This window comes from Aliiglaciecola lipolytica E3, from assembly GCF_000314975.1.
In the GTDB taxonomy this organism is placed as follows: Bacteria; Pseudomonadota; Gammaproteobacteria; order Enterobacterales; family Alteromonadaceae; genus Aliiglaciecola; species Aliiglaciecola lipolytica.
Genome location: NZ_BAEN01000068.1, coordinates 58,425 through 71,959 on the forward strand (window position 1 = coordinate 58,425; position 13,535 = coordinate 71,959).

13 protein-coding genes are annotated in these 13,535 nt (G+C 42.6%); 9 read left to right on the forward strand and 4 right to left on the reverse strand.

Going from position 1 to position 13,535, the window contains the following annotated elements; all coding sequences use genetic code 11:
* Positions 1–16: 16 nt before the first annotated feature.
* Both pyrE and tusA read left to right on the forward strand, forming a co-directional pair.
* On the forward strand, positions 17–658 hold the full coding sequence (pyrE, locus tag GLIP_RS17705) for an orotate phosphoribosyltransferase (protein ID WP_008846060.1): 642 nt from the start codon (positions 17–19) through the stop codon (positions 656–658).
* Positions 648–908 carry a sulfurtransferase TusA gene (gene tusA, locus GLIP_RS17710; RefSeq protein WP_008846061.1) on the forward strand — a complete coding sequence of 87 codons (261 nt, stop codon included), beginning with the start codon at positions 648–650 and terminating at the stop codon, positions 906–908. Before pyrE ends, tusA begins: the two co-directional genes overlap by 11 nt.
* Before the next feature lie 67 nt (positions 909–975).
* Here tusA and GLIP_RS17715 read toward each other — a convergent pair whose 3' ends face one another.
* The 4 genes from GLIP_RS17715 to GLIP_RS17730 form a co-directional block, all read right to left on the reverse strand.
* A complete protein-coding gene (locus GLIP_RS17715; RefSeq protein ID WP_008846062.1) occupies positions 976–1,743 on the reverse strand; it encodes a class I SAM-dependent methyltransferase in 768 nt (255 codons plus the stop codon).
* Positions 1,744–1,871: 128 nt separating this feature from the next.
* Positions 1,872–3,176 carry a metal-dependent hydrolase family protein gene (locus tag GLIP_RS17720; RefSeq protein ID WP_008846063.1) on the reverse strand — a complete coding sequence of 435 codons (1,305 nt, stop codon included), beginning with the start codon at positions 3,174–3,176 and terminating at the stop codon, positions 1,872–1,874.
* Between the two features lie 95 nt (positions 3,177–3,271).
* Positions 3,272–3,808, reverse strand: coding sequence for a DUF1285 domain-containing protein (locus tag GLIP_RS17725; RefSeq protein ID WP_008846064.1), 537 nt, complete (start codon positions 3,806–3,808; stop codon positions 3,272–3,274).
* Positions 3,809–3,836: 28 nt separating this feature from the next.
* Positions 3,837–4,682 carry a DUF3014 domain-containing protein gene (locus GLIP_RS17730; protein ID WP_008846065.1) on the reverse strand — a complete coding sequence of 282 codons (846 nt, stop codon included), beginning with the start codon at positions 4,680–4,682 and terminating at the stop codon, positions 3,837–3,839.
* A 458-nt stretch (positions 4,683–5,140) separates the two neighbouring features.
* Here GLIP_RS17730 and GLIP_RS17740 point away from each other — a divergent pair, with 458 nt between their 5' ends.
* The 7 genes from GLIP_RS17740 (at position 5,141) to GLIP_RS17770 (ending at position 13,482) form a co-directional block, all read left to right on the forward strand.
* On the forward strand, positions 5,141–5,581 hold the full coding sequence (locus GLIP_RS17740; RefSeq protein ID WP_008846068.1) for a VOC family protein: 441 nt from the start codon (positions 5,141–5,143) through the stop codon (positions 5,579–5,581).
* A gap of 169 nt (positions 5,582–5,750) precedes the next feature.
* Positions 5,751–6,920, forward strand: a complete 1,170-nt coding sequence (gene iadA, locus GLIP_RS17745) for a beta-aspartyl-peptidase (protein WP_008846069.1) — start codon at positions 5,751–5,753, stop codon at positions 6,918–6,920.
* A 2-nt stretch (positions 6,921–6,922) separates the two neighbouring features.
* The gene (locus GLIP_RS17750; protein WP_008846070.1) at positions 6,923–7,738 is read left to right on the forward strand and encodes a cyanophycinase; all 816 of its coding nucleotides are present in this window, start codon (positions 6,923–6,925) and stop codon (positions 7,736–7,738) included.
* A 202-nt stretch (positions 7,739–7,940) separates the two neighbouring features.
* Entirely contained in the window at positions 7,941–10,757 is a 2,817-nt protein-coding gene (gene cphA, locus GLIP_RS17755) for a cyanophycin synthetase (protein WP_008846071.1), read from the forward strand.
* Positions 10,757–12,448 carry a Mur ligase family protein gene (locus tag GLIP_RS17760; RefSeq protein WP_008846072.1) on the forward strand — a complete coding sequence of 564 codons (1,692 nt, stop codon included), beginning with the start codon at positions 10,757–10,759 and terminating at the stop codon, positions 12,446–12,448. Before cphA ends, GLIP_RS17760 begins: the two co-directional genes overlap by 1 nt.
* Positions 12,449–12,598: 150 nt before the next feature.
* Entirely contained in the window at positions 12,599–12,967 is a 369-nt protein-coding gene (locus GLIP_RS17765; protein ID WP_008846073.1) for a tellurite resistance TerB family protein, read from the forward strand.
* A 98-nt stretch (positions 12,968–13,065) separates the two neighbouring features.
* Positions 13,066–13,482: a hypothetical protein gene (locus GLIP_RS17770; RefSeq protein ID WP_008846074.1), complete on the forward strand. Its 417-nt coding sequence runs from the start codon at positions 13,066–13,068 to the stop codon at positions 13,480–13,482.
* Positions 13,483–13,535 lie beyond the last annotated feature (53 nt).

Below are 13,535 nucleotides of genomic sequence, written 5' to 3' on the forward strand. Positions count from 1 at the left end.
CAGGTTTTTAAACGTCATGCAAGATTATCAAAAAGCATTTATTGAATTTGCCTTAAACCGCCAAGTTTTAAAATTTGGTCAGTTTACCTTGAAGTCTGGACGCGTAAGTCCTTATTTCTTTAACGCAGGATTGTTCAATACTGGAAATGATTTAGCTAAATTGGGTCAGTATTATGCGCAAGCATTGATTGATTCAGGTATTGATTATGACGTGTTGTTTGGCCCTGCCTATAAAGGTATTCCAATTGCCACAACAACAGCCGTCGCGCTAGCTGATAAACACAATATTGATACACCTTATTGTTTTAATCGCAAAGAAGCGAAAGCTCATGGTGAAGGCGGTACGTTAGTTGGCAGCCCTTTGGCAGGCAAAATTATGCTGGTGGATGATGTTATTACTGCTGGCACCGCTATTCGTGAATCCATGCAGTTGATAGATGCCCATGGCGCTAGTCTTGCTGGGGTTTTAATCGCACTTGACCGTCAAGAAAAAGGTAAAGGTGAGCTGTCCGCTATTCAGGAAGTAGAACGTGATTTCGGTACTAAAGTTGTGTCTATTATTAATCTTGGTGACTTGGTTGAGTTTTTGAAACAGCAGCCTGATATGGCAGAACATTTGGCGAATATTGAGCAGTATCGGCAGGACTATGGGATCTGATTTTACGATTCCGGCTGAATTTGCTGCCGACTATCATTTAGACGCGCTTGGACTGAGATGTCCTGAGCCGGTGATGATGGTCAGAATGAAAGTTCGCAATATGCAAGATGGTGAGACGTTGAGCGTAATTGCAGATGATCATTCTACAACCAGGGATATGCCGAGCTTTTGCCGTTTTATGGGACATACGTTGGAGCGTTCGTTAACCGAAACAGCTCCGTATATTTATTTGATCCGTAAAGGCTTATAGACTGGGCTTTAGGCCAGCGAATTATTTATCAAATCCTACGGGATAATTCCCGTAGGAGTCGACTATCCTATTCTGGTTTGCGGAATTTGATTGTCCAACGGTCGGTATTACCAGTTACTGATCTTGCACCTACTTCGTATTTTAACTCATCGTCTTCACGATAATGTAAGTCACTAAAATCTTCGAACTCAAAACCAGCTTCGATAATTTCTTTGATGGCTAACACTGGGTCAACACGTCGACGGTTTGAACTAGTTGCTGGTTCCATGTGGCGGGCAGTATGATCGACCACGGCGTAGATTCCGCCTGGTTTAAGTGCTTCAAATGCCGCTTTATTCATGGCTTTACGGCCTTCTTCAGAAAAGTTGTGATAGTTTCTGAAGGTTAGAACCATATCAAGGTCTTTTACGCCAAATGAGTCTATTTGCAATGAATAGAATCGCGCACCCTCTTCACGCCACAGTTTGGCATCCTCTGCGACAATATTCATTTTTTCAAAGCTAGGCTCTTCGCTTAATGTGTCTTTAATACGTCCTGTACCTATCGCGGCATAATATTCACCTTTGTCGTGCACAACAGGAACTAAAATTTTGGTGTACCAACCACCTCCAGGCAGCAATTCCAAAATTTTCATGTCCGGTTTAAGACCGAAAAACTCTAGGGTCTCAACTGGCTTTCGGTTGCGATCCCGTTCTTTTTCAGCATCACTTCTAATTTCGCTTTGCATGGCAGCTTTTATTGAATCACCAACTTCATGGTGCGCAGCCAACAAGGGGAAGCTCGCAGATAAGCCCAAGGTAGTGAATAGTGCGATAGCGGTTGATCGTAATTTCATTCTTTTCTCCATGTAATTAAATTGCTTACTTCAGGGTATTTAGTATTTTATCAACTCAAGATTAAAGACCGGTGAAAGTGAGAGGTTTATTTCACCTTCGACAAAAAAACTTTCAATCGTCTTTAACCCTATTTATGGATGAATACTTTGCCATCTTTCATCACAAAATCGATATCTTGCATTTCGGTAATATCATCCAGAGGATTGCCTTTTACCGCAACCATGTCAGCCAGTTTACCTGCTTCTATAGTCCCTAATCGGTCAAGTTCATTGAGTAATTTTGCGCCATGATAAGTGGCACTTCGAATGGCTTCCATCGGCTTCATACCCGCTTCAACCATAAGTACAAACTCTAAGCCATTGTCACCATGTGCTGATACGCCAGAATCCGTTCCGAAGGCAATATTTACCCCCGCTTTATATGCATCTGCAAATGTTTGTTTAATCAGCGGACCTATCTCAGCAGCTTTAGGGCGCACTAACTCAGGAAAGAAACCATCAATTTTTGCTTTTTCTGCTACCCAATTCCCAGCCATTATAGTTGGCACATAATAAGTGCCGTGTTTCTTCATTAATTTAAAGATTTCTTTATCCATGTAGGTGCCATGTTCGATAGATGTCACGCCTGCTAAAATAGCTCTGCGCATACCTTCTTTGCCATGTGCGTGAACCGCAACTGTCATGCCATAATCTTTTGCCGTGGCTACAATAGCTTGTAACTCATCTTCCATAAATTGCGGGTTTTGGCCGCTTTTAGCCACGGAAAGTACACCACCAGTAGCTGTGATCTTTATCAAATCCGCACCATCTTTATAACGCTGTCTAACCGCTTGGCGAGCTTCGGTTTCACCATTGATCACGCCTCTCAGTGGTCCGGGGTCCCGATGGATAATCTTTGCATGGCTGTTTGTCGGATCTGCGTGCCCCCCTGTAGTGGCTATGGATTTGGCGGCTGTGAATAATCTCGGGCCTGGAATCTGGCCGCGATTAATGGCATTGCGTAACGCGACCGTTTCATTATAGCCATCGCCTAAGTTACGCACTGTGGTAAAGCCTGCATTAAGGGTTTTTTCTGCGTATACCACGCCTTTAATGGCATAGTCAGCTTCATTTAAAACAAATCCTTCTAAGTAGCTACTTGGGCCACTGTGCTGACTGCTAATATGCGTATGCATATCCATTAATCCGGGCATCAAGGTGTATTCTGATAAATCGATGACTTCATCATCGCTGCTTGCTGCAACAAAGCCTTTTTCAATGCGGCTTATTTTATTTCCCTCAATTATCACAGAAACCTCATTTCTTACATCGTCAGATTCGGCGCTGATTAATGTTCCTGCATGAATAATAGTGGCGGCATGACCAACATTGAGACATGCTGATGTGATAACTAGTGTGGTTGCTTTTAGAAGTACTGATGCGCAGCGGAGCATTTAGGTTTTCCTAATATTATTTTTTGAATGAACAACATTAGGTTAATTTGATGGGCAGGTCAAAACTGGCTAAAGATTGAAATGTAAAGTTTTGTTTAAAATGAACCTAATGAGAAGGTATAAGTGCCACTTTTTAGTTGCAAGCTACGTTGATTATCGGTCGTCACTTCTTTGGCTATTTCGATTAACTGATAGTATACATTTTGATGTAATCTGGCCCATAAATTACGTCTAACCCTAACATAGGGAAGCATCGCTTTGGTTGACCCATCTTGGCGAATCTCTACCGGATTGTCATTGCTTACAACAAAGGTGTCGTCAGTCTGGGTGGTAAAAGTTAGCAACTCGTCCTGTTTATTCCATTGGGTAATGATAAATGGCACGTCCTCAACTTGAATACGTACTTTTTCTACTGGAGTCACCAAAAAATATTCGTCTTCATCTTTGCGCAATACACTGGCAAACAGTTTGACTAAGGGTTTGCGACCGATGGGAGTGCCCATATAGAACCAGCTCCCATCGTGCTTGATTTGAATATCAATATCACCGCAAAAGTCAGGCTGCCATTTTTCCACTGGCGGGATCTTACCTTGCTGTTCAGCAAGTTGGCTTTGTAACTTAGCTAAGTCCATCAGACGATTTGCCTAAACCTTCCAATGCTTATTGCAACGCATCTTTCACTTCACGTAACTTGGCTTTAATGCGGCGCATATTTTCTGGCCCGGTACGCAGTAATTGCTTTTGCACAGAAGATAAACTTTCCAAGCGATCATCAGCAAACTTGTACATAACACTGTCAGTTTCTACTTCAATGGGTACCGGTACCTCAGGTGTATCGAGTAAATGGTTGATGGCATCCATTAATACAAACGTAAAATCTTCATCAGGATCACCAATTTCCGCATAGATATCTTTTATCGCCGGTTTGTACACCTCATATAAAGAGATAAGTGACTCAGTTTCCATCGAATCCAGCGTATCTACATACGGAGTGTAACGTTTGAAACTCGCAGCATCGATAAAGCTTTTATCTGACTGTTCATACACTCGAAACTTTTGTTCAGGTGGCACAATGACTTGATGATTTGTGGCAATAGTGCGGTTAGCTGCATTTTCCGTCATTACCACAAAGCGTCTCAATAAATCATCGTTGACTAATAATCTTGCGGCAGCTTCATAATCGGCTAATCCAATGACAGACGTTTTAACTGCTGCATCGCTGGTATCAATGGGTTCGGGAATTGGCTCAGGCGGAGGCATATCTACAACGTCAGGCGCTTCATCCATACTCTCAGATTCGTCCTCAACCGCATATTCGTCTATTTCTTGCTGCTCAATGACGTCAACAATTGGATCGGGAATGGGGGCTTCAATTTTAGGCTCTGGAATTTCTTCCGGGTCGTCACCGCCGCTTAACGTGAAAAAACCTATTACTACTACACAGATCACAATCACAGCTAAAATTATATGCGGCTTAATGGATTTGGAGTTTGTTTCGTCAGTCATCTTCATTCCTATATTACACGCAACCAGATAATATTATGACAAGCTAGAAAGCAAATCGTTGAATTTATTTAACTATAGACCAAATTTTGCTGATCTTTTAGTGACATAAAGTTATGTAAACAAAACGCATTTTGCTTTTGTTGGAGCTTTTTGATCTTTAATACAGCGGTTGCAAGAAAGTGTACGAAATCTTTATACACAACCTGTTGCAAATAAACTGCAACAACGTCTTGTACAGTCTAGATACTTCAAAATTGCATGTCACTATTTGTTTTTATTAATTTTTTTGTTTGATCGATTTTAGCTGATGCGGTGCAAACGCGTCGCCACTTAATAATAAATAGATTGAATATCCTAAATCACCCACCATACTACTGGGCATTGCTATCGTAAGTTGTGCTAATACATTTGTAGCAACATAAACCCTATTCAAACACCGTAAAGGAGAGAGCTTTCTCATGCGATATCTACACACTATGGTTCGTGTTCAAGATTTAAACGCGTCGTTAAATTTTTATTGTGAGCAGTTAGGACTGGTTGAATGTAAGCGAGTTGAAAATGAAAAGGGTCGCTTTACCTTGGTATATTTATCTGCACCAGACGATATCGAGCGAGCTAAAGAAGAATTCGCTCCATTGTTGGAACTGACATACAACTGGGATCCTGAGTCATACACTGGCGGAAGAAATTTTGGACACCTCGCCTTTGAAGTGGAGAACATCTACGCACTATGTCAAAAGCTACAGGATGCTGGAGTAACAATTAATCGTCCACCAAGAGATGGCCACATGGCGTTTGTGCGTTCACCAGATAATATTTCCATTGAGCTACTACAACGTGGTGACAGCTTGGCAACAGAAGAGCCTTGGGCGTCGATGCCAAATACAGGCGAGTGGTAAAACTGCACACTTTGTTGTCGTGTTGCTAATCTAGTATCTATTATAATTTTGGGACACTTACTTGTAATTTTGAGACATTTTGTTTTGCGCTCAACAGCTAGTGTATAATCCTTTTTTTCGCGTGAACTGAGCTAAGTCTCAGACGAACGCACACATTTTGGAGAGCGGGTTGAACAAGCATTCATTAACCTTACTAAAAAATGCCAATCTTTATGCGCCAGAAGCGCTGGGTATCAAGCATATTTTGGTCGGTGGTGGGCGAATTTTGCAGATATTAGATCAGCTTCCTAATTTAGATTCTAAATTACACGTTCAGCAACTCGATTTGCAAGGTGCAAGTGTCATTCCCGGCTTGATTGATGCACATACCCATATCACCGGTGGTGGCGGAGAGGCCGGTTTTGCTACCCGTGTTCCACCGGTTCCACTTAGTCAATTTACTCGCGCGGGCGTAACTACAGCCGTGGGGTTGTTGGGTACTGATGACACCACACGCAGTACAGAATCCTTAGTTGCTCAGGTGTATGCATTGCGTGAAGAAGGTTTATCAGCATATTGTTATACCGGTGGTTATCATCTACCACCAACCACGCTAACCGGCTCGATTAAAACTGATATTGTGTTTGTCGATCCGATAGTGGCTGTGGGTGAATTGGCCATAAGTGATCACCGCTCTAGTCAGCCTACTCTTAATGAGTTATTAAAGGTTGCGTCTGAAGCACATGTTGCTAGGTTGATGACCGGCAAAGCTGGTACCGTGCATTTACATTTAGGTGATGGAGAGCGCGGCTTAAGTTTGGTGCGAGAAGCGTTAAAAGAGTCAGAAATACCAGCTAGAACATTCAATCCTACCCATGTGAATCGCCAGCGCTTTTTATTCAAAGAAGCCTGTGAATTGACACAACAAGGTTGCTGGATTGACGTTACCGCATTTGAAACCGGCGAAGAAGGATATGAACCCGTTGATGCATTAAGTCGCTACATTGCCAGTGATTATCCACAAGATAAGCTAACGATTAGTTCTGATGGTGGAGGTTGTTTGCCTTGTTTTGATAAACACGGGCATTTAACCAAGATGGATTTTGCTAACTCTGAATCGATGACGCAGGTCTTGTATGACTTGCTTGATAATGGCGCGGTATTACAGGATTGTTTACCTTTTTTCACGTCGAACGTTGCCACATTGATGAATTTTCATAAAAAAGGCAAGATTCAAGCTGGCTTTGATGCGGATCTTGTTATACTAGACGATTCGTCCCGCATCAGTCATGTAATGGCTCTTGGTGCGTGGCACATTTTTGATAAAACTTTTGTAAAAAAAGGTACGTTTGAGGATTGAATATGCCGTCTCCTAACATAGAAGGACAGCAACGAGGTTATGTAATCCCCATCGGCGGCGCCGAAGAGAAAATAGATAACCCTGAAATATTAACAAGATTTGTTGAGCTGGCTGGTGGAGCAGACGCAGTTATTTGCGTTATTCCAACTGCATCTCAGTTAGACGACACCGGTGAGCGTTATGAAAAGCTATTTCAGGAATTAGGTGCTGGGAAAACCATCTCATTACCAATTCGTGAGCGCTCTGATGCACAAAACAATGAATATGTTGAGCAACTATTGACCTGTACCGCGGTATTTATCACCGGCGGAAATCAACTCCGTTTGTCGACTATACTAGGTGGAACACCTATCGCTAAAACGATTCGTCAAATCAATGCAAAAGGGGTTCATGTCGCTGGCACATCAGCAGGTGCCGCGATAGTCTCACAGCATATGATAACGGGCGGTAGCACGGGAATCGTGCCAACTGAAGATGGCGTTAACTTAGCGCCGGGTATGGGATTAATTAATACAGTAGTTGTAGATCAGCATTTTAATCAACGAAATCGTTTATCGCGTTTGCTCAGTGCTGTGTCCTACAATCCATTCTTAGTGGGGATAGGGCTAGACGAAGATACGGCCGCATTTATCGATGAAAATAATGAGTTCACTGTTGTTGGAAGTGGAGCCATAACCATTGTCGACCCTGCCGATATTGAATACTCATCAATGGCAGATGCACGACGAGGTGATGCACTAACCTTGCTCAATTTAAAAGTCCATATTCTTGCATCTGGCAGCCGTTACAACATTAGTACTCGCCAAGCATTCGCTTGATTCCTAAACAAATCATGCTGATTATAAAAACAGTGGCATTAGCCACTGTTTTTATATAGCCTAGATATAACAACTCTATACATTAAAGACGTTCAAACGTTTCAATTATAGAATTGGTAAACACGCACCTTTCATTAAAATCAATCACATTCGATCTGTTATTTACCGTTTAGGTGCAAACAACACAAGGAAACCCAGTTATATGAAGATCCTCAGTAGAAATGTTTATGTCGGGCCTAATATTTATGCAAATTTTCCTGTTATCCGATATCAAATTGATTTGGGAGAACTTGAGAACTGGCCCTCTGTAAAACTGGGTGAAGGCTTCATTGATGGTTTGATAAAAGCAATTCCAAGTTTGCAAAGTCACGGTTGTTCTTATCAAGAAGAAGGTGGCTTTATACGCAGGCTGCGTGAAGATGAAGGTACCTGGATGGGACATATCTGGGAACATGTCGCACTTGAATTGCAAAATCTTGCTGGTTCGCCAGTTGGATTCGGTCGAACCCGAAGTCTCGAAGAACCTGGCTGTTACAACGTTGTTTACCAATACAAGCAGCAAGATGTTGGTTTAGAGGCAGGCTCTTTGGGTATGCGACTACTTACTCACTTGCTTCCTGAGAACGTGCAATCTGCGATAGATGCAGATATCGATGATGATTTTGACTTCTCTCAAGAGTTGCAAGATTTCGTGCGTATGGCTCAGAAAAAAGAATTTGGACCTAGCACTGGAAGCTTGGTAAAAGCCGCTGAAGAACGTGATATTCCTTGGTTACGATTGAATAATTATAGTTTGGTGCAATTTGGTCACGGCAAATATCAAAAACGTATTCAAGCGACCATAACCAGCGAAACGAAGCACATCGCTGTAGAGATTTCCTGTGACAAAGAAGACACCCATAATTTACTGAATGACTTGGGCTTACCTGTGCCTAAGCAACTGATGATTTACAGTGAGCGCCAAGCGGTACGTGCGGCAAATCGGATAGGCTTTCCTGTCGTGATCAAGCCACTTAACGCTAACCATGGTCGCGGCGTTAGCATCAATCTGAATAGCGAAGCTGAGGTTATCACTGCGTTTAATGAAGCGCAGAAATTTGGTACTAGTCGCGCGGTGTTAGTTGAAAGTTACCTTACCGGGTTTGATCATCGAATGTTGGTAGTCAACGACGAATTAGTTGCGGTTGCCAAACGTGTACCTGGTCATGTTATCGGTGATGGTACTCATACGATTGCCGAATTAGTTGATATTGTTAATCAAGATCCGCGTCGTGGAATCGGCCATGAAAAAGTACTAACCAGATTAGAGCTGGATAATCAGGCCGAGCGGTTACTCACCGAAGCGGGTTATGACGAAAATACCGTGTTGGATGCTGGACAAGAATTCTATCTTCGCTCTACCGCAAATTTGTCTACAGGAGGAACAGCCATTGATGTTACTGATTCAGTACATCCGGATAATCGTGACATGGCAGTTCGCGCTATCAAAGCAATTGGTTTGGACATAGGTGGCGTGGATTTCCTTACCGATGACATTAGTAAGTCATACAAAGAAATCGGCGGCGGCATTTGTGAATGTAATGCAGCGCCTGGATTTCGAATGCACGTAGCGCCCAGCGAAGGTACTCCCAGAGATGTTTCAGGTAAAGTGATGGATATGCTGTTTCCACCGGGAGCACGGTCGAGTATTCCTATCGCAGCTATCACCGGGACGAACGGTAAAACCACCACTTCAAGAATGCTCGCCAGTATTATGAAGAGTGTGGGATACACAACCGGTATGACATCAACTGACGGCGTATACATAGATGGTCACTTAACCGTAAAAGGGGACATGACAGGTCCAACTTCAGCACAAATCGTATTACGCGATCCCAGTGTTGATTTTGCCATTATGGAAACCGCACGTGGCGGGATTTTAAAACGCGGTTTAGGCTATACCGAATGTGATGTAGGAGCTTGTTTAAACATCAGCGCAGATCATTTGGGACAGCGCGGCATAGATACCTTAGAACAATTAGCGCAAATTAAACGTGTCGTGGTAGAGGTTGCCAAAGAATGTGTGGTGCTAAATGCCGACGATCGACATTGTTTAGAAATGGCAGACTTTTGTTCGGCAAAACGGATTTGTTATGTGACAACGGATTCTGGCCATGGTCTGGTACGTGAACATATCCGCAGCGGTGGATTGGCAGTGGTACTAGAAAAAGGCATTAATGGTGACATGATCACAATTTACGACAAAGGTTCTCATATTCCTTTGTTGTGGACCCATCTTATTCCTGCAACGATCGAAGGAAAGGCCATTCATAATGTGCAAAATGCAATGTTTGCGACTGCTATGGCATATTGTTTCAACACGTCGTTAGAAGATATTCGTCAGGGGCTTCGTATATTTAATACCTCTTTTTACCAAGCGCCTGGTCGCTTGAATATCTATGACGAACATCCGTTCAAAGTGATTTTAGATTACGCACACAACCCTGCTGCAATTCAAACGATAACTGATTTGGCCATGCGTTTAGATGTAACAGGTAAGCGTCGTTTAGTCATTGCGATGCCCGGAGATAGACGCAACGAAGATGTAATTGAAGCGGCAATGATTACCGCTAAAGGGTTTGACTCAATCATTTGTAAAGCTGATGATGACCGTCGTGGCAGAGGGTTTGATGAAGTGCCACAATTATTGCGTAAAACTTATTTGGAGCAAGGCAAGTCTGACAGCGATATTCAGGTGATCCCATCTGAAAAAGACGCGGTTGATAAAGCCTTAGCCGATTGCCAAAAAGGTGATCTTTTGATTATCTTAGGTGATGATATTACTCGTTGCTGGAAACAGATTGTACATTTCCACGCAGACCGCGACATAGCTCAAACTGAAGTCGTGCCTTCTCGTGATTATCCCGAAAAACTATTTGAACCCGTGGAGCACAAGTTTGAACTCGATGTAGGACAAACTCTGGTTCACGACGAAAGAGGGGTACGCCTCGTGGTTGAACGTGATGAAGATTCAGATTAATGCGTTTAGAGTTAGATGAAGTCAGGCGGTTAACCGGCCCAAACCTGTTATGGGATAAGCCCGGCGCTATATTAGATGTATTTATAGACGACGTAGATCCGCGCAGTGTGGTGACTGTCTGGCAGAGCTGGGTGGATAAACTATTGCAAACAATGCAATGGCCTCAAAGTTGCACATACCGACTCTATTCAGGTGGGGCCAGCATGGCATTAAGCGCGGAAATGGATGCACTCTATACTGCATGCGATGTGGCCGAGTTTGCTTGGGAGCTTAGCGTGGCTCAAATGAACGGACTGCCAGAAGTAGATTGGCAGCTAAAAGCCAAACAATTGCAAGTAGCACTATCTGAAGAGCAAAACCCTGAACTTCTAAAAATTTTGCAGCAAGCTGAAGCCCACCAAGTGACGGCCATCAGTGATGATGACGAGTTAAGCCTTGGAATGGGGGCTTCAGTACGTGTTTGGCCAATCGACCAACTTCCAGATTTAACAGAACTGAATTGGAATGCGTTTCGGGATATTCCGCGCGCGTTTATTACTGGCACTAACGGTAAATCAACCAGTGTCCGTCTTGCCAGTGAAATTGCTAAAGCAGCAGGCATTAATGCTGGTGTCACATCTACCGACTTTATAAAAGTAGGTGAGCAAATCATTGATAAAGGCGATTATTCAGGTCCAGGTGGCGCACGCATGTTGCTCCGCGATAAACGTACTGAAATGGCGTTTTTAGAAGTTGCTAGGGGTGGAATACTGCGCCGTGGTATTCCGGTTGATAATGTTAATGCTGCGCTAATCACAAACGTAGCCAGTGATCATCTTGGTCAATACGGCATTAATACAGTAGAAGAATTAGCAAAGGTGAAATTTGTCGTTGCTAAAGGGTTAACACCAGCAGGGACATTAGTTTTAAATGCAGATAACGCCTTGGTGGTCGAACAGGCGAAAGAGTTAGATTGCCGTATTTGTTGGTTTAGTGAAGATGAAAATCACCCACTAATTAAGTCGAATCAACAATCTGCCTTGCCTTGTGTATTTGTGCAAAACAAGCAATTTGTTTATGCCTCAGGTGACACTGAAAAACAATATATCGTCGATGTAGCCGATGTACCTATGACCATGAAAGGTGCCGCAAGACACAATATTCAAAATGCGTTGGGTGTTATCGGTTTATGTATGGCATTAAAACTCCCGGTAGATGCGATCAAACGCGGACTATTGAACTTTGGTAGTTCTGCAAAAGACAATCCAGGCAGAGGCAATTTATACGCCTTTAATGGTGCAACTGTTATGCTTGATTTTGCACATAATGCGCATAGCGTTGCGGCAATGATCAATACAGCGAAACAACTTCCAGCTAATCGTTATATTGTGATGTTCAGTAACGCCGGAGATAGATCCGATGCAGATATTCAACAACTAACCGACGAAGTTCGCAAATTAGATGCAGATCACTACATTATTGCTGAACTTGAACGGTACCTACGTGGCAGACAAGTATACGAACTTCCCAAAATGGTATCCGCGTATTTGCAACGACAAGGTGTTGAGGCTGCATTAGTAGAATGTGTCGATTCGCCTTTGTCAGGCGCTAAACTTGCGCTGTCGTTATGTCGTCCTGGTGATGTACTTGTGTTGTTTTGTCTTGACCAACGCGAAGAAATTCATCAACTGCTAATAACAAATCAAGATTAAGTGGGTATATTGATACCCATTAAAATTAGTTGAAAGAATTGGAAATTCCATATTAACCCCCATTGAAGTGATTCATGATCGATTAGTTTTTCTCAGCACACACCGAATTATTGTGCGGATCGATATAAATATGTTGGGGTAGAAATTGAAATGGAACAGAATTTCAACGAGGCATTGCTGAAGTTATGCATGTTGTTGTATCGAATAGACGGCAAAATTACGTTATCTGAGCAGGACTATTACGATTCAGTATATCGCCATATTCACTGGCAAGGCGAAGACGATTTAGAAGAATTTCAACGCCAATCAATACATCAAGTTAGAGATGTGGTTGAAAATTGCGACCCTAAAGAGTTTGTCATGTCACTGAAAGATGACCTGAGTTTTAATGCCAAAAAGGCTTACGCGGTTGCTCAAGGAATATGTCATATCGATGGTGAGCTGGCCGAGCAAGAACAAGAAATACTTGAATATTTAAAAAATCGCGTGCTCGCGAAGAGTCTAGATAAGGCCATTTAATTCTGGAAATTAGGTATATCCTTTTAATGTTGGCATCATAGCTAAAATAAAAATATACTAGGTGTTAGGGTGAAAAAATAACCGAAAAAGGCTTTGTCGTGCACAACAAATTTGAGGCCCATGGCACTTTGGATCTGGTGGTTACCGATCAGATTTTGCGCTTGGAAGGAACGGGGCCTTGGAATCTTGAATCTCTATATCAATCTGGAGATCAAGCAAACCCAATAATCGACCAACTTGCTAGCAAACCTTGGGGCGTTATACTCATTTTGCATGGTGAGTGTATTTATGTGCATGCCGCAGGAAAACGTTTGTCGGAAATCGTACGTGCTGAGAAAAAACGTAATCGCATTGCAACAGCGGTGTTGGTAAATGATTGCGACTCCCCTAATTTCGCCAAATCACACATAGGTGAAATTTATCAAAATGCCGGTGAGCACTTTGCATTTTTTGATGATATTGAATTAGCTGAACGCTGGTTAAAGCAACAATTGAAAGACGCTTCACAAAACTAATTTTTCATTTTTCCATATCTTATCCCCTTAACATCTTGTTAAGTTTGTGAATT